Raw genomic sequence first — 22,414 nt, forward strand, 5'->3', positions numbered from 1 at the left:
CGCCACAGGACTGTGCTCTTTACAGATTTTTTATTGACCAAGCTGCCCCAAAGGAGCCCCCATGTACTGGACCGAGTTCTTGACCGTTGCCCTGATCCATCTGCTCGCCGTGGCCAGCCCTGGCCCGGACTTTGCCGTGGTCGTGCGCGAGAGCGTGACCCACGGGCGTCGCGCCGGCACCTGGACCGCGCTGGGCGTGGGCTCGGCGATTTTCCTGCATGTCGGCTATTCGTTGCTCGGCATCGGTCTGATCGTGTCGCAGTCGATCGTGCTGTTCAACGCGCTGAAGTGGGCCGCCGCCGCGTATCTGCTTTACATCGGCTTCAAGGCCTTGCGCGCGCAACCGGCGAAAACCGTCAGCGATGACTTGCACCGGGAAACCGGCGTACGCACCGCGCGGGGCGCGTTTACCTCGGGCTTCGTCACCAACGGCCTGAACCCGAAAGCCACGCTGTTTTTCCTCTCGCTGTTCACCGTGGTGATCAACCCGCACACGCCGCTGGCCGTGCAGGCCGGTTACGGCGTTTACCTGGCGGTGGCGACGGCGATCTGGTTCTGTCTGGTGGCGATGCTGTTCAGCCAGCAACGCGTGCGCGCCGGCTTCGCCCGCATGGGCCACTGGTTCGACCGCACTATGGGCGCGGTGCTGATCGCTCTCGGTGTGAAAATCGCGTTCACCGAGATGCATTGAGAACTGGGACACATCAATCCCTGTGGAAGCGAGCCTGCTCGCGAAAGCGCCAGTCCAGTCACCAAAAATGTCGACTGACCCGACGCCTTCGCGAGCAGGCTCGCTCCCACCGGTCGTGTTTTCTTCAACTTCGGCCCGAAATGCTGGCGCAAAGCTAGCATTTGTACGGCTCTGCAAATCATTCCTTTGGCTGATTTGACTGTCATGCAGGCGCACTAGAGTACGAATCTCTCCGCCAACACCGTGCAGTCAGAAAAGGGATTCTTATGTTGCAGACTCGGGTCATTCCGCCGGCCGATGGGGCCTACCAGTATCCATTGCTGATCAAACGGCTGCTGATGTCCGGCGCCCGTTACGAGAAAACCCGCGAAATCATCTACCGCGACCAGTTGCGCTACAGCTATCCGACCCTGATCGAGCGGGTTGCGCGGCTGGCCAACGTGCTCACGGCTGCCGGGGTCAAGGCCGGTGACACCGTGGCGGTGATGGACTGGGACAGCCACCGTTATCTGGAATGCATGTTCGCCATTCCGATGATCGGCGCGGTGATTCACACCATCAACGTTCGTCTGTCGCCCGAGCAGATCCTCTACACCATGAACCACGCCGAGGACCGCTTCGTGCTGGTCAACAGCGAGTTCGTCGGGCTGTATCAGGCCATCGCGCCGCAGCTGACCACGGTGGAGAAAACCCTGCTGCTGACCGATCTCCCGGAGAAAACCGCGGAGCTGCCGAACCTTGTCGGCGAATACGAGCAACTGCTGGCCGCTGCGAGTGCGCAATACGATTTCCAGGACTTCGACGAAAACTCGGTGGCCACCACGTTCTACACCACCGGCACCACGGGCAATCCCAAAGGCGTGTATTTCACCCATCGGCAACTGGTGCTGCACACCATCGGCGTGGCGACGATCATGGGTTCGATCGACAGCGTGCGGCTGCTCGGCACCAACGATGTGTACATGCCGATCACGCCGATGTTCCATGTCCACGCCTGGGGTTTGCCGTACGTGGCGACCATGCTCGGGCTCAAGCAGGTTTATCCGGGGCGCTACGATCCGGAGTATCTGGTGGAGTTGTGGCGCAAGGAGAAGGTCACCTTTTCCCATTGCGTGCCGACCATCCTGCAGATGCTGCTCAACGCCAAGGCCGCGCAGGGTGCCGACTTTGGCGGCTGGAAAATCGTCATCGGCGGCAGCGCGCTCAATCGCAGCCTCTATGAAAACGCCAAGGCCCGAGGCATTCAACTGACGGCCGCGTACGGCATGTCGGAAACCGGGCCGCTGGTGTCCTGCGCGCACCTCAACGACGAATTGATGGCCGGCAGCGAAGACGAGCGCACCACTTACCGGATCAAGGCTGGCGTGCCGGGGCCACTGGTCGAAGCGGCGATTGTCGACGGCGAGGGCAATTTCCTTCCGGCCGACGGCGAAACCCAGGGCGAACTGGTGCTGCGCGCGCCATGGCTGACCGAAGGTTATTTCAACGAGCCGCAGAAGGGCGCCGAGCTCTGGGCCGGTGGCTGGTTGCACACCGGTGACGTCGCCACGCTCGACAGTATGGGCGTGATCGATATTCGTGATCGCATCAAGGACGTGATCAAAACCGGCGGCGAGTGGATCTCCTCACTCGACCTCGAAGACCTCATCAGCCGGCATGCGGCGGTACGCGAAGTAGCAGTGGTAGGCATCGCCGATCCGCAGTGGGGCGAGCGTCCGTTTGCCTTGCTGGTGGTCCGCGAAGGGCAGGTGATTGGCGCACGGGAACTGAAGGAACACCTCAAGCCATTCGTCGAGCTGGGGCACCTGAGCAAGTGGGCGATTCCCAGTCAGATCGCCCTTGTTACCGAAATTCCCAAGACCAGTGTCGGCAAGCTCGACAAGAAGCGCATCCGCCTCGACATCACCGAATGGCAGGCCAACAACAGCACCTTCCTTTCGACACTTTAAGTGCCTGCTGGCGCGCCGAAACCGGCGCGCCAGACCCACCAAGCAAGCGCTTGGCTTGTGAAATCGAAAAAATCAGCCATCCTTGCCGTGCCGACGTGTGTCGGACTGGCGAAAGGACTGTTCCAGAGTGGTTGGCGGCTGCAAATCACACTTTAGAGGGATCAAGCACTACCACCCGCTGGCTATAGTCCGCTCAAGGACTTTTTGAAAACGGAGCACACGCACTGAACGGGGCGAGCAACTCTGGAATGATTTCGGGCAGCCCTGGCGCCCGGTCCTCCACAGCGTTTTTAAAAGTACTCACTGCCATAACAATAATGCACATGGAGTAGCGTCGATGACCTCAGTAAACCAGTTCTGGCGCCGGGCGAAACTGCCTCTGGCGGTCAGTCTTGCCTCCTCGCTCGCCGGGCCTGCATTCGGCGTCAGTTTCAACGTCGGTGAAATCGAAGGCCAGTTCGACTCGTCCCTGTCGATCGGTGCCAGTTGGTCTACTCAGAGCCCGAACAAGAACCTCATCGGCGTCAACAACGGCGGCCGCGGCCTGTCGCAGACTTCCGATGACGGTCACGCCAACTTCAAGAGCGGCGAAACCTTTTCGAAGATCTTCAAGGGCATCCATGACCTTGAACTGAAATACGGCGACACCGGCGTGTTCGTCCGTGGCAAATACTGGTACGACTTCGAACTGAAGGACGAGAGCCGCGAATTCAAGGACATCAGCGACAGCAACCGCAAAGAGGGCGCCAAGTCCTCCGGCGGGCAGATCCTCGACGCCTTCGTCTACCACAACTACGCGATTGCCGATCAGCCGGGCTCCGTGCGTCTGGGCAAGCAGGTAGTGAGCTGGGGTGAAAGTACCTTCATCGGCGGCGGCATCAACTCGATCAACCCGATCGACGTCTCCGCGTTCCGTCGTCCGGGCGCCGAAATCAAGGAAGGCCTGATTCCGGTCAACATGTTCTACGTGTCGCAGAGCCTCACCGATAACCTCTCGGCCGAAGCGTTCTACCAACTGGAATGGGACCAGACCGTCGTCGACAACTGCGGCACCTTCTTCTCCCAGCCGGACATCGTTGCCGACGGTTGCGACAACAATCTGCGCGTACTGAACAAGCGTTCGCAGATTCCGGCGATCGCTTTGGGGCCGTTGGCCGCCAACGGTGTGAACGTCGACCAAGAAGGCGTGCTGGTGCGCCGTGGGCCGGACCGTGACGCGCGCGACAGCGGTCAGTGGGGCGCGTCCCTCAAATACATGTTTGAGCCACTCGACACCGAGTTCGGCGCCTACTTCATGAACTACCACAGCCGTGCGCCGATCTTCAGTGCAACCGGCGCACCGCAGTCGGTCTACAACACTGCCGCCGCGCTGCCGGGGCCGTTCGCCGCACTCGCACCGCTGCTGGTCGCGGGCAATTCGAATTACTTCATCGAATACCCGGAAGACATTCGTCTCTACGGCCTGAGTTTCTCCACCACCCTGCCTACCGGTACGGCGTGGAGCGGTGAGATCAGCTACCGTCCGAACGCGCCGGTACAACTCAACTCCACCGACATCCTGTTTGCCGGCGTGCGTCCATTGGGCGGTGCACTGACCAACGCTTCGCTGCTGACCGGCGTGCCGGGTCAGGATCTGCATGGCTATGAGCGCAAGGAAATCACCCAGATCCAGACGACCTTCACGCACTTCTTCGATCAGGTCATGGGCGCCAGCCGTCTGACCCTCGTCGGTGAAGTCGGCGCGACCTACGTCGGTGGCCTGGAAAGCCGTTCCGACAAGCGCTATGGCCGTGACCCGGTCTACGGTCCGGGCGAATTGCCGGCCACTGGCGGTATCGATACCTGCGCCAACATCCTCAACAACAGCACCATCAACGGTGCAGGTCCCGGTTCGCCGCAGAACAACCGCAGCCGCAATTGCGAAAACGACGGTTTCACCACGTCGATGTCGTGGGGCTACCGTGGTCGGGCGATCTGGGAATACAACGACGTGTTTGCCGGTGTGAACCTCAAGCCGAACGTGGCCTGGTCCCACGACGTCAGCGGTTACTCGCCAGGCCCTGGCGGCAACTTCGAGGAAGGTCGCAAAGCGGTCAGCCTGGGCGTCGATGCCGAGTACCAGAACACCTACACCGCGAGCCTGGCCTACACCAATTTCTTCGACGGCAAGTACACCACCGTGGATGACCGCGACTTCGTGGCGCTCAGCTTCGGCGTGAACTTCTAAGCACTGCATTTCAGGACGAACGAATTTATGAAAATAACAAAGAGTCTGTTCCACGCCGGTGTTCTGGGCCTGTCGCTGCTGGCGACCAGTGTCATGGCGGCGGTGCCTGCTGCCGAAGCGGACAAACTGGGCAAGAGCCTGACGCCGATGGGCGGGGAAATGGCCGGTAATGCCGACGGTTCGATCCCGGCCTGGAAACCGCTGCCGAAAAATGCCGGCAGCGTCGACAGCAAAGGCTTCCTGTCCAACCCTTACGCCAGTGAGCAGCCGCTGTTCACCATCACTGCCAAGGATGTCGACAAGTACAAGGACAAGCTTGCCCCGGGCCAGTACGCGATGTTCAAGCGCTACCCGGAAACCTTCAAGATGCCGGTCTACCCGTCCCATCGCGGCGCCACCGTGCCGGATGACGTGTTCGCCGCGATCAAGAAGAACGCCACCAGCACCAACCTGGTGTCCGGCGGCAACGGTCTGGAAAACTTCGATACCGCCGTGCCGTTCCCGATCCCGAAAACCGGCGTGGAAGTGATCTGGAACCACATCACCCGCTATCGCGGCGGCAGCGTGACCCGTCTGGTGACCCAGGCCACGCCGCAACCGAACGGCTCGTACAGCCTGGTGTACTTCCAGGATCAGTTCGTATTCCGCGACAAGATGAAGGACTACGATCCGGCGAACCCGGGCAACATCCTGTTCTACTTCAAGCAGAAAGTAACCGCGCCGGCGCGTCTGGCCGGTGGCGTACTGCTGGTGCACGAGACGCTCGATCAGGTCAAGGAGCCGCGTTCGGCGTGGGTCTACAACGCCGGTCAGCGTCGTGTGCGCCGTGCACCACAAGTGTCGTACGACGGCCCGGGTACCGCCGCCGACGGCCTGCGTACTTCCGACAACCTCGACATGTACAACGGTGCGCCGGATCGTTACGACTGGAAGCTCGAAGGCAAGAAAGAGATGTACATCGCCTCCGACAGCTACAAGCTCGACGATCCGAAACTGAAGTACTCGGACATCATCAAGGCCGGCCACATCAATCAGGACCTGGCACGCTATGAGCTGCGCCGCGTCTGGCACGTGGTCGCGACCCTGAAGGAAGGCCAGCGCCACATCTACGCCAAGCGTGACTTCTACATCGACGAGGACACCTGGCAGGCAGCGGTCATCGACCACTATGACGGTCGTGGCCAACTGTGGCGTGTAGCCGAGGCACATGCCGAGAACTACTACGACAAGCAAGTGCCGTGGTACGCCCTCGAAACCCTCTACGACCTGCAGTCCGGCCGTTATCTGGCACTGGGCATGAAGAACGAAGAGAAGCAGGCGTATGACTTCGGCTTCACCGCCACCACCAGCGACTTCACCCCGGCCGCTCTGCGTCAGGATGGTGTTCGCTAAACCTGCGTAAACCCGAGGCCGCATCCTCGTGAAAACGCCCCGACCGGTTCGGGGCGTTTTTGTGTCAGTAGCCTTTTTGTAGCCATTTGTAGCAGTGACCTTCATTACCTCTTCGTTTAAGGCTAGGCTGCGGACATCTGCAACGCCGCCAATCGCCTTCGAACAAGAGCCGGCCATGACTGATCTGTCCCCACTTCCGGGTCCCGCAAGCATCACCGTCGCAGCACTGGACGGGCGTTTTTTCCGCCCGCCGCTGCCTGATGGCTATGTCTTGCGGCCGCGCCTTTGCCAGCGTCTGCAGGCCGGGCTCGGAGGTCGGTTGCTGCTGGTCAGCGCCCCGGCCGGGTTCGGCAAAAGCTCGCTGGCGGTGGAGTTCTGTCAAAGCCTGCCGGCGCATTGGCAAAGTCTCTGGCTGGGCTTGAGCCCACGAGACAGTGATCCCGGGCGTTTTCTCGAGCGCTTGCTCGAAGGTCTGCAGGACTATTTTCCGGCCTTGGGCGCTGGCGCTCTCGGTCTGTTGAAAATGCGTCAGCGCCATCAGCCGTTTGCGTTCGAAGAGTGGCTCGACGGTCTGCTCGATGAGCTGGCGCTGCATCTCGATCCTGCTGCACCGCTGCTGCTGGTGCTCGACGACTACCACCTCGCCCAGGGGCCGGTGCTGGATCGTTGCCTGCAATTTTTCCTCAATCATCTGCCCGATGGCTTGCTGGTGATGGTCACCAGCCGTCAGCGTCCGGACTGGCATCTGGCGCGTCTGCGCCTGTCGCGGCAGTTGCTTGAGCTGCACGAACAGGACTTGCGCCTGACCCACGACGAAGCCCTGACCTTGCTCGACCGCCACAGCAGCTCACTGCGCGGCGAAGCACTGGAAAGCCTGATCCAGCGCAGCGAAGGCTGGGTCGCCGGTCTGCGCTTCTGGCTGCTGGCGGTGGCCGAGGCGGGCAACGATGCCGCGCTGCCGCAAGCACTGAACGGCGGCGAAGGGCTGATACGCGATTATCTGCTCGAAGAAGTCATCGATTGCCTGCCGGCCGAAGTGCAATCGTTTCTCTACGAAACCGCTCCGCAGGAACGCTTTTGCAGCGAGCTGTGCGACGCGGTCCGCGAAGCCCATGACAGCGCCGAGATCCTGCGCTTTCTCCTCGCTCACCAAGTGTTTCTGGTGCCGCTGGACGAGCACGGTCATTGGTATCGCTATCACCATCTGTTCTCCGACTTGTTGCGCAGCCGGCCGATCGCCCAGGCAATGGTGCCCAACGCCACCCTGCATTTGCGCGCCTGCCGCTGGTTCAATGCGCAAGGCTTGCTCGACGAGGCGGTGGAACAGGCGTTGCGTGCCGGGCATCTCGATGTCGCGGCAAATCTCGTACAGAACCTGTCCGAAGAACAGCTGCTCGCCGAGCAGAACGTCGGCATGCTGCTGCGCTGGAAAATGGACTTGCCCGACAGTCTGCTGATCAGCACGCCACGGCTGATTGTGCTCTACAGCTGGGCGCTGGGGCTGGCCTGTCAGCTCGATGCCGCTGAAGAGCTGGCCAGCCATTTGAGCCGTTTCCTGCCGGCGCCTTCGGCCACTGCGCAGAAATCCATGCTGGCGCAATGGCTGGCGCTGAGCGGGATCATCGCTCGCGGACGCGGCCATCGCGAACTGACCCTGCGCTATTGCAGTGAAGCGCTGGAGAGCCTGCCGGCCAAGCGTTATGGCCAGCGGCTGATGTGCCTGTCGACCCTGTCCAATCTGGCGATCGCCGACGGCGATCTGTGGCGCGCCCGTGGCCTGAACCGCGAATCCCTCGAGCTGGCACAGCGGGTTGGCAATCCATTATTCGAAGCACTCGCGCATTACGACAGGGCGCGGGTTCTGCAATCGCGGGGCGAGATTCTGCGCGCGCTGGATGAAGTGCATCAGGGCCTGGAACGCTTGCGCGGTCTGTCGCCGCAACGACTGTACGCCGTGCGCGCGCGGCTGACGTTGTATGAAGGTTTCCTGCTGGCGATGCGTTTGCAGCCGCAAGCCGCACGTGTGCGTCTGCTGGCCGGGATTGGCGAGGCGCGCGCCTGTCGCGACATCAGCGTGCTGATCGGCCACTGCGTGATTGCCCGCCTCGACGGCGCCAGCGGCGAGTTCGCCAAGGCCTTCGCCGAACTCGCCGAAGCCGAACGTCTGATGCACATCTGGGACGTACCGCCGATTTACTATCTGGCGATGATCACTCTGGTCAAATGCGAGCTGTGGCTGGCTCAGGGCCGGATTGATCTTGCCGAGGCGTGGCTTGCACGATTGGGCCAGACCTACACCGGCGAAAACGCTGCGGCGCCACCGGAGTTTCATCCACAGCTGCCGCTGCATGTGGAACTGCAACAGGCGCTGCTCGATGTGATTCAGGGGCAACCGATGCTTGCCGAAGGGCGCTTGAACGTGTTGCATGAAAACGGCCAGCAGACCGGGCGGCAGTTGCTAAGCGTGATGGCGTTGACGCAGAAGGTAGCGCTGTTGCTGTCCGGTGGGCGCGAGCCCGAGGCGCGCAAAGTGTTGAGTCAGGCCCTGGAAGCAGCGGCCGGCGGCGTCTTCCAGCCCTTCGATGCGCTGCTGAAAAGTCATGCCGACTGGATGCGCGGGCAATTGCAGGCGCTTTCCTGCAACGCCGTCAGCCAGCAATTGCTCACACATTTCCCAACAGCCGCGCCGCGCCCGACCGTGGAAAGCTCCGCTACCGAACAACTCAGCAGCCGTGAACTGGCGGTGCTGCGTCTGATCGCTCAGGGCTGTTCCAATCAGGAAATCAGCGAGCAGTTGTTCATTTCCCTTCACACCGTGAAAACCCACGCCAGCCATATCAACAGCAAGCTCGGGGTTGAGCGGCGTACGCAGGCCGTGGCGCGGGCGAAGGCATTGGGGTTATTGCTCTAGCGACGGTAAAATTCGCCATCGGCCGTTGCCAACGGCGTTGACCCTGTCCAGGATTTTTCCATGACCACGCCCAGCCCTGCGCTTATCCGCGAAACCTTCCCCGTCGGCCCGCTCCAGTGCAACTGCACTATCATCGGCGACCCGATCACGAAAAAAGCCATCGTCGTCGACCCCGGTGGCAACCCTGACTTGATCATGGCGCGTCTCGATGCCCATGGCCTGAAAGTCGTCAGCATCATCCACACCCACGCCCATCTCGATCACTTTCTCGCTTCAGGGCAGATGAAGGAAAAAACCGGTGCGACCCTGCATCTGCACAAGGAAGACCAGTTCCTCTGGGACAACCTGGAAATGCAATGCCAGATGTTCGGCGTGCCTTACACCCCGGTGCCGTCGCCGGATCGCTGGTTGAGCGATGACGAAGAACTCGCCTGCGGTTGTGGCGTGGCACTGCACACACCGGGACATACACCAGGTTCCATGAGCTTCTGGTTTTCCGAGGCTAAGCTGTTGATAGCCGGCGACACGCTATTTCGTCGCGGGGTAGGGCGCACGGATTTGTGGGGTGGCGATCAGGCGACCATCGTGCGTTCGATCAAGCAGCGGCTGTATACGCTGGACGAGGATGCAACGGTTGTCACCGGGCACGGCCCGGATACGCGTCTGGGTGATGAGATGCGTGAGAACCCGTTTGTGCGTGCCTGAATTTTTTGTCACGGGCAGCGGGCGGAATTTTTAGGCATTGTCATGATCCAACGCCCGCGCAGGTCCATTGATTGATCAGTGGCCGCTGCACCACAGAATGCAAAAAACCAGGAGCTCTCCATGTTCACCACGCGTCGTTTGATTATTGTCGCTACTGCCGTGGCCGTGCTGTCCGGCTGCGCCTCGCCCAATCCGTATGACAATCAGGGTCAGGCCGACGGTGGCTCGCAAGGCATGAGCAAAACCGCCAAATACGGTGGCCTCGGTGCGCTGGCCGGTGCACTCGCCGGTGCCGCCATCGGACACGACAACCGTGGCAAGGGCGCCTTGATCGGCGCTGCCGTCGTCGGTGCCTCCGCAGCAGGCTACGGCTACTACGCCGACCAGCAGGAAAAGAAACTGCGCGCGAGCATGGCCAACACTGGCGTTGAAGTGCAGCGTCAGGGCGATCAGATCAAGCTGATCATGCCGGGCAACATCACCTTCGCCACCGATTCGGCGAACATCGCACCGAGCTTCTACCAGCCTCTGAACAACCTGGCCAACTCGTTGAAAGAGTTCAGCCAGAACCAGATCGAAATCGTCGGCTACACCGACAGCACCGGCAGCCGCCAGCACAACATGGACCTGTCCCAGCGTCGTGCGCAGAGCGTGGCGACCTACCTGACCTCGCAAGGTGTCAGCGGTGCCAACCTGTCGGCCCGTGGCGCCGGCCCGGATAACCCGATTGCCAGCAACGGCGACGTCAACGGCCGCGCGCAGAACCGCCGGGTCGAAGTCAACCTGAAGGCGATTCCGGGCCAGCAGTATGGTGGTCAGCAGCAACAGCCGGGTACGGTGCAGCAGTATCCATAAGCGATTGCCTGGATGAAGAAATGCCCGGTCCTGTGATCGGGCATTTTTTTGTGTCATCGGTGCGACCCCTTACGGGAGCAGGCTCGTTCCCACATTTGAAATGCATTCCCCCTGTGGGAGCGAGCCTGCTCGCGAAGAGGCCGGCAAGCGCAGCGAAGATTGCAGATACAAAAAAGCCCCCGGACACATCACTGTCCGGGGGCTTTTTGTTGGGCGCGAAACCCGATTACTTCTTCAAACCATAATGCTCATCGAGCATGCCCGGCGAATTCGGGCTCTTCGGCGCGTAATCACGCGGTGGTTCCTGATCGCGCGGTGGCGTCAGGCGTTCACGTGGTGCCTGCGCTGCGTCGGCGTGCAGGGCGGCGATCAGGCGCTGGCGGGTCTGCTCGTCCAGGGCCAGACGATTGGCGCCCTCGGCGAGGTGATCCTGCACTTCCTGATAGCTCTGGGTCAGCTTCTTGACCAGCATCGCGGTGCTGTTGAAGTGGGTGACCACTTCGTTCTGATAACTGTCGAAACGCTCCTGGATATCATCCAGTTGACGCTGCGTGCGGCTCGGTGCGGCGTTCGGCGCAACGCGCGCGATCAGGAATCCAATGGCGACACCCACAACCAGGGCAAGAGTCGGTAACAACCAAACTAAGAGCGAGTGTTCCACGAGTCCTTCCTCTATAAACGGCTTTGCTTTACGTTAACGGCTCGAACCTGCGCTGTATACCGCGATTCACTCGCAATAGATTGGCACAGACAATTTGCTAGACGAGTCGACCCGATTCGAGGTCACGGAGTTCCTCCCTTGCTGATGCGTGAAACCCCTGTAGTGATTGACGGCCCTGTCGGCCAAATTGAGGCTTTGTATCTGGATAACGAGCAGCCGCGCGGCATCGCGCTGATCTGCCATCCGAACCCGGTACAGGGCGGCACCATGCTCAACAAGGTCGTCTCGACCCTGCAGCGCACCGCGCGCGACGCAGGCATGATCACCTTGCGTTTCAACTATCGCGGCGTCGGCGCCAGCCAGGGCACCCACGACATGGGCACCGGCGAAGTTGACGACGCCCAGGCCGCCGCCACATGGCTGCGGGAAAAACACCCGAATCTGCCGCTGACCCTGTTCGGTTTCTCCTTCGGCGGATTTGTTGCAGCAAGTCTCGGCGGCCGTCTCGAAGCCCAAGGCGTGCAGCTTGCACACCTGTTCATGGTTGCCCCGGCGGTGATGCGTCTAGGCGAGCAGGATCAACTGCCACAACACGGCGGGTTGACCGTGATCCAGCCGGAAACCGATGAAGTCATCGATCCGCAACTGGTCTACCAATGGTCGGAACAACTCCGGCGCGCCCATGAGCTGCTGAAAGTGGCAGAATGCGGACACTTTTTTCACGGCAAGCTGACCGATCTCAAGGATCTGCTGCTGCCGCGTCTCTCGAATTGATTGCAGTCTGACAAGCGATTACCCATGACCAACCGTACCCGCATTCTCACCGGCATCACCACCACCGGCACGCCGCACCTGGGCAACTACGCCGGCGCGATTCGCCCGGCAATCCTCGCCAGCCGCGACAGTCAGGCCGATTCGTTCTATTTCCTGGCCGACTACCACGCCCTGATCAAATGCGATGACCCGCTGCGCATCCAGCGCTCGCGTCTGGAAATCGCCGCGACCTGGCTGGCCGGTGGTCTGGACGTTAATCGCGTGACCTTCTACCGCCAGTCCGACATCCCGGAAATCCCCGAGCTGACCTGGCTGCTGACTTGCGTCGCCGCCAAGGGCCTGCTCAACCGTGCGCACGCGTACAAGGCCTCGGTGGACAAGAACCTTGAAACCGGTGAAGACCCGGATGCCGGCATCACCATGGGTCTCTACAGCTATCCGGTGCTGATGGCGGCGGACATCCTGATGTTCAACGCGCACAAGGTGCCGGTCGGTCGCGATCAGATTCAGCACGTGGAAATGGCTCGCGATATCGGTCAGCGTTTCAACCATCTGTTCGGCCAGGGCAGAGAGTTCTTCACCATGCCCGAAGCGCTGATCGAAGAAAGCGTGGCTACCTTGCCGGGCCTCGACGGTCGCAAGATGTCGAAGAGCTACGACAACACCATTCCGCTGTTCAGCAGCGCGAAAGAAATGAAGGATGCGATCTCGCGGATCGTCACCGACTCCAAGGCCCCGGGCGAAGCGAAAGATCCCGATAACTCGCACCTGTTCACTCTGTTCCAGGCTTTCGCCACTCCGGCGCAGGCTGACGAGTTCCGCAGCGAGCTACTCGGTGGTCTGGGCTGGGGTGAAGCGAAGAATCGCCTGTTCCAGTTGCTCGACAACGAACTGGGCGAGGCGCGCGAGAAGTATCACCAGTTGATCGAGCGTCCGGCGGACCTGGAAGACATCCTGCAGATCGGTGCGAAGAAGGCCCGCGCCGTGGCCACGCCGTTCCTCAATGAATTGCGCGAAGCCGTTGGCCTGCGTTCTTTCGTCAATCAGGTTCAGGTCGCCGCGACTACCAAGAAAAAAGCCGCGAAAGCCGCACGTTTCGTCAGCTTCCGCGAGGACGACGGCAGCTTCCGTTTCCGTCTGCTGGCGGCCGATGGCGAGCAATTGCTGCTGTCGCGCAACTTCGCCGACGGCAAAACTGCCGGCCAGGTGACCAAACAGTTGCAGTCCGGCGAGCCGCTGGACGTGCGTATTGAAGAATTGAGCTTCAGCGTCTGGCTGGCCGGTGAGTGCGTGGGCGACAGCCCGGCGTTTGCCGACATCGGTGCGCGGGACGCCGCCATCGAGGCGTTGCGCGTCGCACTGACTCCAGCTCAAGACTGATCGGCGGCACGACCCGACCAAGGGCCGATTGCCATTCCCACAGGCCGTCGCTACAGTGACGGCCCGTTTTTGTTGCCTTGCTAACGAATTATGACGCCCCTAGAACGATATCAAGCTGATCTGAAACGCCCGGATTTCTTCCATGACGCCGCGCAGGAAACTGCTGTGCGTCACTTGCAGCGTCTGTACGACGACTTGATCGCCGCTGACCAGAACAAGCCGGGCTTGCTCGGCAAGCTGTTTGGCAAAAAGGATCAGGCACCGGTCAAGGGCCTGTATTTCTGGGGCGGCGTCGGTCGAGGCAAGACATACCTGGTCGACACCTTCTTCGAAGCGCTGCCGTTCAAGGAAAAGACCCGCACGCACTTCCACCGCTTCATGAAGCGCGTGCACGAAGAAATGAAGACACTGGGCGGCGAGAAGAACCCGCTGACCATCATCGCCAAGCGCTTTGCGGCCGAGTCGCGGGTGATCTGCTTCGATGAATTCTTCGTCTCCGACATCACCGACGCGATGATCCTCGGCACGCTGATGGAAGAGCTGTTCAAGAACGGCGTGACCCTCGTCGCGACGTCGAACATCGTTCCGGACGGTCTGTACAAGGATGGCCTGCAACGTGCGCGCTTCCTCCCGGCCATCGCGCTGATCAAGCAGAACACCGAGATCGTCAACGTCGACAGCGGTGTTGACTATCGTCTGCGTCACCTCGAGCAAGCCGAGCTGTTCCACTATCCGCTCGACGAAGCCGCCCACGAAAGCCTGCGCAAGAGCTTCAAGGCACTGACGCCGGAGTGCACGGCAGCGGTGGAAAACGATGTGCTGATCATCGAGAACCGCGAAATCCGCGCTCTGCGCACCTGCGACGACGTGGCCTGGTTCGACTTCCGCGAACTGTGCGACGGCCCGCGCAGCCAGAACGACTACATCGAACTGGGCAAGATTTTCCACGCCGTGCTGCTTAGCGGCGTCGAGCAGATGAGCGTCACCACCGACGACATCGCCCGGCGCTTCATCAACATGGTCGACGAATTCTACGACCGCAACGTCAAACTGATCATTTCTGCCGAAGTCGAGCTGAAGGATCTGTACACCGGCGGACGGCTGACCTTCGAGTTCCAGCGCACCCTGAGCCGATTGCTGGAAATGCAATCCCACGAATTCCTGTCGCGGGCGCACAAGCCTTAAACGGAGTTTCGGCAACGAAAAAGGCCTGCGATTGCAGGCCTTTTTTATGCGCTGAAGTTTTTCCGTGTGGGAGCGAGCCTGCTCGCGAAAGCGCAGTAACTGATCGTTCCCACGCTCCGCGTGGGAATGCATCCCGTGACGCTCCGCGTCACTTGCGAGCCGGACGCAGAGCGTCCAGTGGCGGCATTCCCACGCAGAGCGTGGGAACGATCATCAGGTCGGATTACGCAGCCTGCTGAAACTGCTGCCGATACTGATTCGGCGACAGCTCGGTGTGCTGGCGGAACAGTCGCGCGAAGAAGCTCGCATCGTCGTAACCGACCTCATAACTGATGGTCTTGATGCTCTTGCGCGTGCCCGAAAGCAGGCCCTTGGCCGTCTCGATGCGCAGGCGCTGCAAGTAGTGCAGCGGTTTGTCGCCGGTGGCGGTCTGGAAGCGGCGCATGAAGTTGCGGATGCTCATGCCGTGCTCGCGGGCGACGTCTTCGAAGCGGAACTTGTCGGCGAAATGTTCTTCGAGCCACTGCTGGATCTGCAGGATGATCACGTCCTGATGCAGCTTCTGCCCGCCGAAACCGATACGTCCCGGCGAATAGCTGCGCTGCACTTCGTAGAGAATGTCGCGGGCCACGGCTTGTGCCACGTTTGCGCCGCAGAAGCGTTCGATCAGATAGATGTACAGATCGCAGGCCGAGGTCGTGCCGCCGGCGCAATAGAGATTGTCGGCGTCGGTCAGGTGCTTGTCCTGATTCAGATAGACCTTTGGAAAGCGCTCGGCGAAGGCATTGAAGAAGCGCCAGTAAGTGGTCGCTTCCTTGCCGTTGAGCAGCCCTGCTTCGGCGAGCCAGAACACTCCGGTGGCTTCGCCGCATAACACCGCGCCGCGCGCATGCTGTTCGCGCAGCCACGGCAGGATTTGCGGGTAACGGCTGCACAGCGTGTCGAAATCGTCCCAGAACGCCGGGAGGATGATCACGTCGGCGTTTTCCAGGCCGCCGTCGACCGGCATCACTACGTCGCTGAAGCTTTTTACCGGTTTGCCATCGGGGCTGACCAGGCGCGTTTCGAACGCCGGTGTCAGGCCGTGGCCCAGTTGTTTGCCGTAACGCAGGCTGGCCACATGGAAAAAATCCTTGGCCTGCATGAGGGTGTAAGCGAAAACCCGGTCGATGGCCAGGATGCTGACGCGCCGCAAGGGCGGGGAGACGTGCTTAGACATAATTCAACTTTTGTTTTGTTTTTATAAGGGAAAGTGGTCACCAGACGGCTGGATCGTCTTATTTTTTGTCGGATGTGTCCAGTGTCCCGTAGCAGGAGTCGGGCTTAGTCTCTGAGAGCCGTATCCCTCCAACAACAAAGAAAGGTGCCGCATGATCCCCAGAACCCTGTTCAGCTCCGAGCACGAATTGTTCCGCGACAGCGTGCGAACTTTCCTCGAAAAAGAGGCCGTGCCGTATCACGCGCAGTGGGAGAAGCAGGGACACATTGATCGCGCGCTGTGGAACAAGGCGGGGGAGGCGGGGATGCTCTGTTCGCATCTGCCGGAAGAGTACGGCGGGCTCGGCGCGGATTTCCTCTACAGCACCGTGGCCATCGAGGAAGTCGGGCGTCTGGGTCTGACCGGTATCGGTTTCTCGCTGCACTCGGACATCGTCGCACCGTACATCCTGCATTACGGCAGCGAGGCGCTGAAACACAAATACCTGCCGAAACTGGTCTCGGGGGAAATGGTCACGGCGATTGCCATGACCGAGCCTGGCGCCGGTTCCGACCTGCAAGGGGTGAAAACCACGGCGGTGCTCGACGGTGACGAATATGTGATCAACGGTTCGAAAACCTTTATCACCAACGGCTTTCTGGCTGATCTGGTCATCGTGGTGGCCAAGACCGATCCCAAGGCTGGGGCCAAGGGCACCAGCCTGTTCCTGGTGGAGGCGAATACGCCGGGCTTCGAGAAAGGCAAGCGCCTGGAGAAGGTCGGCATGAAAGCGCAGGACACCTCCGAACTGTTCTTTCAGGACGTGCGCGTGCCGAAGGAAAACCTTCTCGGCCAGGCGGGTGCCGGGTTTGCCTATCTGATGCAGGAGTTGCCGCAGGAACGTCTGACCGTGGCTATCGGCGGCCTGGCCTCGGCCGAGGCAGCGCTGCAATGGACGCTGGATTACACCCGTGATCGCAAGGCGTTCGGCAAGGCGATTGCCGATTTTCAGAACACCCGCTTCAAACTGGCCGAAATGGCTACCGAGATTCAGATCGGCCGGGTCTTCGTCGATCGCTGCCTGGAGTTGCATCTGCAAGGTAAACTCGATGTGCCGACGGCGGCAATGGCCAAATACTGGGGCACCGACCTGCAATGCAAAGTGCTCGACGAGTGCGTGCAACTGCATGGCGGCTACGGCTTCATGTGGGAATACCCGGTGGCCCGGGCGTGGGCGGATGCGCGGGTGCAGCGGATTTATGCCGGCACCAATGAAATCATGAAGGAGATTATTGCGCGGTCGCTTTGATGATCGTTCCCACGCTGTGCGTGGGAACGCCGCCGGGGACGCTCCGCGTTCCGCTGTTGAGGTAATCCGACTGGCCTCTTCGCGAGCAGGCTCGTTCCCACAGGGGATCACCGTACCTGTGGGAGCGAGCCTGCTCGCGAAGCTTTTGGCGGTCAGTTACGGCGCGGGATTCGGATGATCCTTGTGAATCGCCTCAATCCCGGCCAGCACTTCATCGGACAGTTTCAGATCAAAACTGGCAATGTTGCTGTCCAGTTGCTCAAGCGTCGTTGCGCCTATGATGTTGCTGGTGACGAAGGGTTGCTGGGTCACGAAGGCCAGGGCCATTTGCGCCGGGTCCAGACCGTGTTCACGGGCCAGGGCTACGTAACGGCTGCACGCCGCCTCCGATTGCGGGTTGAAATAGCGGCTGAAGCGGCTGTAGAGGCTCAGACGGCCTTTCGGTGGTCGGGCGCCGCCTTCGTACTTGCCGGAGAGGAAGCCGAACGCCAGTGGCGAGTAGGCGAGCAGGCCGCACTGTTCGCGGATGGCGATCTCGGCCAGGCCGACTTCGAAGCTGCGGTTGAGCAGGTTGTACGGGTTCTGGATCGACACTGCACGCGGCCAGCCACGGGCTTCGGCCAGAGCCAGAAAGCGCATGGTGCCCCACGGCGTCTCGTTGGACAGACCGATGTGGCGGATCTTGCCGGCCTTCACCTGTTCGTCGAGGGCTTCGAGGGTGTCTTCCAGCGGCGTCAGGTTGGCTTCGATCTTGTGCTTGTAGCCCAGCTGTCCGAAAAAGTTGGTGCTGCGTTCCGGCCAGTGCAGTTGGTACAGATCGATGTAATCGGTCTGCAGGCGCTTGAGGCTGCCGTCCAGTGCTTCGGTGATGTGCTGGCGGTTGTGGCGCAGGTTCTTGTCGCGGATGTAATCGATGGTGTTGCCGGGACCGGCGATCTTGCTGGCGAGGATCCAGTCGGAACGGTCACCGCGACTCTTGAAGTAATTGCCGATGTAGCGCTCGGTGGTGGCGTAGGTTTCGGCTTTTGGCGGCACCGGATACATTTCGGCGGTGTCGAGGAAATTGATCCCCGCTTCTTTGGCCCGCTCGATCTGGGCGAAGGCTTCAGCCTCAGTGTTTTGCTCGCCCCAGGTCATGGTGCCGAGGCAGATTGCACTCACGTTCAGGTCGGTACGGCCTAGCTGGCGATAGTCCATCGGGTGCTCCTTGGGCAAAACAATCATAAAAGCAGGTTGAAAAATTTTTCGCAATCTGCATAATTGCCGACCTCTTTCTGCAGTGGAAGTGATGCGCCGCCGCCGAAGAATCTTGCCGTTGAACGGACGCGCCGACCCGAGCCCCCGAAAGCGTCTGTATCCGGCTGCCTTTGACTTGTCAAAGTACGCACTATTCAGTAAGATCCGCCGTCTTATTTACAGGCGGCCCCTGAGGCTATAAAGAATGAAAACTTTTACTGCTAAACCGGAAACAGTAAAGCGCGACTGGTTTGTCGTCGACGCTGCTGGTCAGACCCTGGGTCGTCTGGCCACCGAAATCGCGAGCCGTCTGCGTGGCAAGCACAAGCCTGAGTACACTCCTCACGTTGACACCGGCGACTACATCGTCGTCATCAACGCCGAGCAGATCCGTGTTACCGGCGCTAAAACCACTGACAAAATGTACTACTCCCACTCCGGTTTCCCGGGCGGCATCAAGTCGATCAACTTTGAAAAGCTGATCGCCAAAGCCCCTGAGCGCGTGATCGAGACCGCGGTTAAAGGCATGCTGCCTAAAAACCCACTGGGTCGCGACATGTACCGTAAGCTGAAAGTCTATGCGGGCGCTGCACACCCTCATACTGCTCAGCAGCCCCAAGAACTGAAGATTTAACGGAATAGTTCATTATGTCGGCGACTCAAAATTACGGCACTGGCCGTCGCAAGACCGCAACCGCACGCGTTTTCCTGCGTCCGGGTACTGGTAACATCTCCATCAACAACCGTTCGCTGGATAACTTCTTCGGCCGCGAAACTGCCCGCATGGTAGTTCGTCAGCCGCTGGAGCTGACCGAGACTGTCGAGAAGTTCGACATCTACGTCACCGTGATCGGCGGTGGTGTAAGTGGTCAGGCTGGCGCAATCCGCCACGGCATCACTCGCGCTCTGATGGACTACGACGAAACCCTGCGTAGCGCTCTGCGCAAAGCTGGCTTCGTTACCCGCGACGCCCGTGAAGTTGAACGTAAGAAAGTTGGTCTGCGTAAAGCGCGTAAGCGTCCGCAGTACTCGAAGCGTTAATTCCGCTTCCACGTTCAAAAAAGAACGCCCGCCTCCTCACGGAAGCGGGCGTTTTTTTATGCCTGCGATTTATCAAAGAATTGCGTTGTGACAACTTGCCACAGCTGTAGACCCCCTATACTCCAAGGCTTAAGGGGCTGAGCCCCGGGGAATTAACCTTGTCAGAATTGGGGGTTTTCATTACCATTCGGGCAAAATTTTTATAAGTAACATTTGATTTATTTAGTAGACGCCTGATTTAACAGGCCAAAAAAGCTGATGGGAGAGGACTGAATGAGCAATGACGGCGTGAATGCAGGCCGGCGTCGCTTCCTGGTGGCAGCCACATCCGTGGTGGGTGCTGCAGGAGCGGTGGGGGCTGCGGTCCCGTTCGTGGGGTCATGGTTTCCCAGTGCCAAGGCGAAAGCTGCCGGTGCACCGGTGAAAGTGAATGTCAGCAAAATCGAGCCAGGCCAGCAGATGATTGCTGAATGGCGCGGCCAGCCGGTGTTCATTGTCCGCCGTACCGAGGAAATCCTGGGGAATCTCAAGAAGATCGAGGGTCAGCTCTCCGATCCGACCTCCAAAAACTCCACGCAACCCACTTATGTCGACCCTGAAGTACGCTCGATCAAGCCGGAAATTCTCCTGCTGATCGGGATCTGTACGCACCTGGGTTGCTCACCGACCTTCCGTCCCGAAGTGGCACCTGCGGATCTGGGCAAGGACTGGGTAGGCGGCTATTTCTGCCCGTGCCACGGTTCCCACTACGATCTGGCTGGCCGCGTCTACAAGTCGCAACCTGCGCCTTTGAACCTGCCAGTTCCCCCGCATTCCTATGAGACCGATGACCTGATTGTCATTGGCGTCGATACGGAGAAAGCGTGATGAGCAAGTTCATGGATTGGGTTGATGCGCGCTTTCCCGCGACCAAAATGTGGGAAGACCATCTCAGCAAATATTACGCACCAAAAAACTTCAACTTCTTCTATTTCTTCGGCTCGCTGGCGCTGCTGGTGCTGGTCAACCAGATCGTCACCGGTGTCTGGCTGACGATGAGTTACACGCCGTCGGCAGAAGAGGCCTTTGCTTCCGTTGAATACATCATGCGCGACGTCGAGTACGGCTCGATCCTGCGTCTGCTGCACTCGACCGGCGCCTCGGCGTTTTTCATCGTCGTCTATCTGCACATGTTCCGCGGTCTGCTCTACGGCTCGTACCAGAAACCGCGCGAGCTGGTCTGGGTGTTCGGCATGCTGATCTACCTGGCACTGATGGCCGAAGCGTTCATGGGCTATCTGCTGCCGTGGGGCCAGATGTCCTACTGGGGTGCTCAGGTTATCATCTCGCTGTTCGGCGCGATTCCGTTGATCGGCGATGACCTGACCCAGTGGATTCGTGGTGACTACCTGATCTCCGGAATTACCCTGAACCGCTTCTTCGCCTTGCACGTGGTCGCGCTGCCGATCGTGATTCTCGGTCTGGTGGTGTTGCACATTCTGGCGCTGCACGAAGTCGGTTCGAACAACCCTGATGGCGTCGATATCAAGAAGCACAAAGACGAAAACGGCATCCCTCTGGATGGCATCGCGTTCCACCCGTACTACACGGTGAAGGACATTGTCGGCGTCGTGGTGTTCCTGTTCATCTTCTGCTTCATTGTGTTCTTCTTCCCGGAAATGGGCGGCTACTTCCTCGAAAAACCAAACTTCGAGCCGGCCAACCCGTTCAAGACGCCTGAGCACATTGCCCCGGTCTGGTACTTCACTCCGTTCTACGCAATCCTGCGTGCGGTGCCGGACAAACTCCTGGGCGTTATCGCCATGGGTGCGGCGATTGCGGTGTTGTTCGTGCTGCCTTGGCTGGATCGCAGTCCGGTGAGATCAATGCGCTACAAGGGCTGGCTGAGCAAAATCTGGCTGGTGGTGTTCTGCATCTCCTTCGTGATTCTCGGCATTCTTGGCGTTCTGGCGCCGACACCAGGGCGCACGTTGCTGTCGCAGGTCTGCACCTTCCTGTACTTCGCCTACTTCATTCTGATGCCGTTCTACACCCGGCTCGAGAAGACCAAACCGGTTCCGGAAAGGGTGACTGGCTGATGAAAAAGTTATTTCTTGCTCTGATTTTTGCTGCGCTGCCTTCCCTGGTTTTTGCTGCCGAGGGTCATGGTCCGGAATTGGAAAGTGTCGATATCGACGTCTCCGACAAAGCCGCCCTGCAGGATGGTGCGCGGACCTTTGCCAACTATTGCATGGGTTGCCACAGTGCCAAGTTCCAGCGTTACGAGCGCGTCGCCGATGACCTCGGCATCCCGCACGAGTTGATGCTGGAGAAGCTGGTGTTCACCGGTGCCAAGATTGGCGACCACATGAACATCGGCATGCAGCCGGCCGACGCCAAGACCTGGTTCGGCGCAGCGCCGCCGGACCTGACGCTGGTAGCGCGAGTACGCGGTACCGACTGGCTCTACGGTTACCTGAAGTCGTTTTACGAAGATCCGGCGCGTCCATGGGGCGTGAACAACAAGGTCTTCCCGAACGTCGGCATGCCTAACGTGCTGGTCGGCCTGCAAGGTCGTCAGGTTGTCGGCTGCAAACAGGTGCAGATCGTCGAGGACGGCAAGAAGCAATACGATCCGCTGACCGGCACGCCGCTGACCCATGAAGCGTGCGATCAGTTGACCATCATGCCGAAGTCCGGTGCTCTGAACGAAGAGCAGTTCGATGAGAAGGTCAAGAATCTGGTAACCTTCCTGGCTTACTCGGCTAACCCGGTTAAGCTGCAACATCAGCGCATCGGTACTTATGTCTTGCTGTACCTGGCGTTCTTCTTTGTGTTCGCCTACCTGCTCAAGCGTGAATACTGGAAAGACGTGCACTGATACGCTTCAAGCATTGCTGTTAATCGCGCGCGCCCAAGGG

At 59.9% G+C, this 22,414-nt stretch carries 19 protein-coding genes; 16 read left to right on the plus strand and 3 right to left on the minus strand.

The genetic code is table 11. From position 1 onward, the window contains the following. The first annotated feature begins 61 nt into the window (after window positions 1-61). From D8U61_RS03190 to D8U61_RS03220, 7 genes are all read left to right on the plus strand, one after another. Window positions 62-691: a LysE family transporter gene (locus tag D8U61_RS03190; protein ID WP_125925714.1), complete on the plus strand. Its 630-nt coding sequence runs from the start codon at window positions 62-64 to the stop codon at window positions 689-691. A 266-nt stretch (window positions 692-957) separates the two neighbouring features. Next, entirely contained in the window at window positions 958-2,640 is a 1,683-nt protein-coding gene (locus tag D8U61_RS03195; protein WP_073473480.1) for a fatty acid--CoA ligase, read from the plus strand. Between the two features lie 337 nt (window positions 2,641-2,977). Further along, window positions 2,978-4,867 carry a DUF1302 domain-containing protein gene (locus D8U61_RS03200; protein ID WP_110603014.1) on the plus strand — a complete coding sequence of 630 codons (1,890 nt, stop codon included), beginning with the start codon at window positions 2,978-2,980 and terminating at the stop codon, window positions 4,865-4,867. A 27-nt stretch (window positions 4,868-4,894) separates the two neighbouring features. Beyond that, on the plus strand, window positions 4,895-6,259 hold the full coding sequence (locus D8U61_RS03205; RefSeq protein ID WP_130926404.1) for a DUF1329 domain-containing protein: 1,365 nt from the start codon (window positions 4,895-4,897) through the stop codon (window positions 6,257-6,259). Window positions 6,260-6,434: 175 nt separating this feature from the next. After that, a complete protein-coding gene (locus D8U61_RS03210) occupies window positions 6,435-9,170 on the plus strand; it encodes a LuxR C-terminal-related transcriptional regulator (RefSeq protein WP_125925712.1) in 2,736 nt (911 codons plus the stop codon). Window positions 9,171-9,230: 60 nt separating this feature from the next. Continuing rightward, window positions 9,231-9,875 (plus strand): MBL fold metallo-hydrolase, encoded by a 645-nt coding sequence (locus D8U61_RS03215; protein WP_024014263.1) that lies wholly within the window; start codon window positions 9,231-9,233, stop codon window positions 9,873-9,875. A 120-nt stretch (window positions 9,876-9,995) separates the two neighbouring features. Next, entirely contained in the window at window positions 9,996-10,730 is a 735-nt protein-coding gene (locus D8U61_RS03220) for an OmpA family protein (RefSeq protein WP_076564082.1), read from the plus strand. 226 nt (window positions 10,731-10,956) lie between these two features. Here the strand turns inward: D8U61_RS03220 and D8U61_RS03225 are convergent, their stop codons facing one another. Further along, window positions 10,957-11,391: a DUF1043 family protein gene (locus D8U61_RS03225; RefSeq protein ID WP_016773251.1), complete on the minus strand. Its 435-nt coding sequence runs from the start codon at window positions 11,389-11,391 to the stop codon at window positions 10,957-10,959. A 144-nt stretch (window positions 11,392-11,535) separates the two neighbouring features. On the opposite strand from D8U61_RS03225, the gene D8U61_RS03230 reads away from it, so the two are divergent. The 3 genes from D8U61_RS03230 to zapE all read left to right on the plus strand — a co-directional run bounded on the left by D8U61_RS03230 (window position 11,536) and on the right by zapE (window position 14,730). Next, complete coding sequence (locus tag D8U61_RS03230; RefSeq protein ID WP_130926434.1) at window positions 11,536-12,165, plus strand: alpha/beta fold hydrolase; 630 nt, start codon at window positions 11,536-11,538, stop codon at window positions 12,163-12,165. A 24-nt stretch (window positions 12,166-12,189) separates the two neighbouring features. After that, a complete protein-coding gene (locus D8U61_RS03235) occupies window positions 12,190-13,545 on the plus strand; it encodes a tryptophan--tRNA ligase (protein WP_125925711.1) in 1,356 nt (451 codons plus the stop codon). Window positions 13,546-13,635: 90 nt separating this feature from the next. Beyond that, complete coding sequence (gene zapE, locus D8U61_RS03240) at window positions 13,636-14,730, plus strand: cell division protein ZapE (RefSeq protein ID WP_016773254.1); 1,095 nt, start codon at window positions 13,636-13,638, stop codon at window positions 14,728-14,730. A gap of 223 nt (window positions 14,731-14,953) precedes the next feature. On the opposite strand, the gene D8U61_RS03245 is transcribed toward zapE, so the two are convergent. After that, on the minus strand, window positions 14,954-15,850 hold the full coding sequence (locus tag D8U61_RS03245; protein WP_162999820.1) for a GlxA family transcriptional regulator: 897 nt from the start codon (window positions 15,848-15,850) through the stop codon (window positions 14,954-14,956). A 250-nt stretch (window positions 15,851-16,100) separates the two neighbouring features. On the opposite strand from D8U61_RS03245, the gene D8U61_RS03250 reads away from it, so the two are divergent. Beyond that, a complete protein-coding gene (locus D8U61_RS03250) occupies window positions 16,101-17,237 on the plus strand; it encodes an acyl-CoA dehydrogenase family protein (protein WP_130926405.1) in 1,137 nt (378 codons plus the stop codon). A gap of 156 nt (window positions 17,238-17,393) precedes the next feature. Here the strand turns inward: D8U61_RS03250 and D8U61_RS03255 are convergent, their stop codons facing one another. Continuing rightward, window positions 17,394-18,434 carry an NADP(H)-dependent aldo-keto reductase gene (locus D8U61_RS03255; RefSeq protein ID WP_024014253.1) on the minus strand — a complete coding sequence of 347 codons (1,041 nt, stop codon included), beginning with the start codon at window positions 18,432-18,434 and terminating at the stop codon, window positions 17,394-17,396. A gap of 244 nt (window positions 18,435-18,678) precedes the next feature. On the opposite strand from D8U61_RS03255, the gene rplM reads away from it, so the two are divergent. From rplM to D8U61_RS03280, 5 genes are all read left to right on the plus strand, one after another. Further along, the gene (rplM, locus tag D8U61_RS03260; protein WP_003228062.1) at window positions 18,679-19,107 is read left to right on the plus strand and encodes a 50S ribosomal protein L13; all 429 of its coding nucleotides are present in this window, start codon (window positions 18,679-18,681) and stop codon (window positions 19,105-19,107) included. A 14-nt stretch (window positions 19,108-19,121) separates the two neighbouring features. Beyond that, window positions 19,122-19,514: a 30S ribosomal protein S9 gene (gene rpsI / locus D8U61_RS03265; protein WP_003228056.1), complete on the plus strand. Its 393-nt coding sequence runs from the start codon at window positions 19,122-19,124 to the stop codon at window positions 19,512-19,514. A 273-nt stretch (window positions 19,515-19,787) separates the two neighbouring features. Next, window positions 19,788-20,381 (plus strand): ubiquinol-cytochrome c reductase iron-sulfur subunit, encoded by a 594-nt coding sequence (gene petA, locus D8U61_RS03270; RefSeq protein ID WP_007917031.1) that lies wholly within the window; start codon window positions 19,788-19,790, stop codon window positions 20,379-20,381. Beyond that, window positions 20,381-21,592 (plus strand): cytochrome bc complex cytochrome b subunit, encoded by a 1,212-nt coding sequence (locus D8U61_RS03275; RefSeq protein WP_024014252.1) that lies wholly within the window; start codon window positions 20,381-20,383, stop codon window positions 21,590-21,592. Before petA ends, D8U61_RS03275 begins: the two co-directional genes overlap by 1 nt. Continuing rightward, entirely contained in the window at window positions 21,592-22,374 is a 783-nt protein-coding gene (locus tag D8U61_RS03280) for a cytochrome c1 (protein ID WP_130926406.1), read from the plus strand. Before D8U61_RS03275 ends, D8U61_RS03280 begins: the two co-directional genes overlap by 1 nt. Window positions 22,375-22,414: the final 40 nt, after the last annotated feature.

Source organism: Pseudomonas sp. Sample_14 (genome assembly GCF_004307515.1).
GTDB classification, from domain to species: Bacteria; Pseudomonadota; Gammaproteobacteria; order Pseudomonadales; family Pseudomonadaceae; genus Aquipseudomonas; species Aquipseudomonas atacamensis.

Excerpts from the sequence above, each read along its gene's own strand:
- rpsI (WP_003228056.1), top strand. The coding sequence starts at position 19,122 with ATGTCGGCGACTCAAAATTACGGCACTGGCCGTCGCAAGACCGCAACC.
- D8U61_RS03210 (WP_125925712.1), top strand. The coding sequence starts at position 6,435 with ATGACTGATCTGTCCCCACTTCCGGGTCCCGCAAGCATCACCGTCGCA.
- D8U61_RS03220 (WP_076564082.1), top strand. The coding sequence starts at position 9,996 with ATGTTCACCACGCGTCGTTTGATTATTGTCGCTACTGCCGTGGCCGTG.
- D8U61_RS03275 (WP_024014252.1), top strand. The coding sequence starts at position 20,381 with ATGAGCAAGTTCATGGATTGGGTTGATGCGCGCTTTCCCGCGACCAAA.
- D8U61_RS03250 (WP_130926405.1), top strand. The coding sequence starts at position 16,101 with ATGATCCCCAGAACCCTGTTCAGCTCCGAGCACGAATTGTTCCGCGAC.
- D8U61_RS03255 (WP_024014253.1), bottom strand. The coding sequence starts at position 18,434 with ATGGACTATCGCCAGCTAGGCCGTACCGACCTGAACGTGAGTGCAATC.
- D8U61_RS03205 (WP_130926404.1), top strand. The coding sequence starts at position 4,895 with ATGAAAATAACAAAGAGTCTGTTCCACGCCGGTGTTCTGGGCCTGTCG.
- D8U61_RS03195 (WP_073473480.1), top strand. The coding sequence starts at position 958 with ATGTTGCAGACTCGGGTCATTCCGCCGGCCGATGGGGCCTACCAGTAT.
- D8U61_RS03215 (WP_024014263.1), top strand. The coding sequence starts at position 9,231 with ATGACCACGCCCAGCCCTGCGCTTATCCGCGAAACCTTCCCCGTCGGC.
- petA (WP_007917031.1), top strand. The coding sequence starts at position 19,788 with ATGAGCAATGACGGCGTGAATGCAGGCCGGCGTCGCTTCCTGGTGGCA.
- D8U61_RS03200 (WP_110603014.1), top strand. The coding sequence starts at position 2,978 with ATGACCTCAGTAAACCAGTTCTGGCGCCGGGCGAAACTGCCTCTGGCG.
- D8U61_RS03230 (WP_130926434.1), top strand. The coding sequence starts at position 11,536 with ATGCGTGAAACCCCTGTAGTGATTGACGGCCCTGTCGGCCAAATTGAG.
- D8U61_RS03190 (WP_125925714.1), top strand. The coding sequence starts at position 62 with ATGTACTGGACCGAGTTCTTGACCGTTGCCCTGATCCATCTGCTCGCC.
- D8U61_RS03235 (WP_125925711.1), top strand. The coding sequence starts at position 12,190 with ATGACCAACCGTACCCGCATTCTCACCGGCATCACCACCACCGGCACG.
- D8U61_RS03280 (WP_130926406.1), top strand. The coding sequence starts at position 21,592 with ATGAAAAAGTTATTTCTTGCTCTGATTTTTGCTGCGCTGCCTTCCCTG.
- rplM (WP_003228062.1), top strand. The coding sequence starts at position 18,679 with ATGAAAACTTTTACTGCTAAACCGGAAACAGTAAAGCGCGACTGGTTT.
- zapE (WP_016773254.1), top strand. The coding sequence starts at position 13,636 with ATGACGCCCCTAGAACGATATCAAGCTGATCTGAAACGCCCGGATTTC.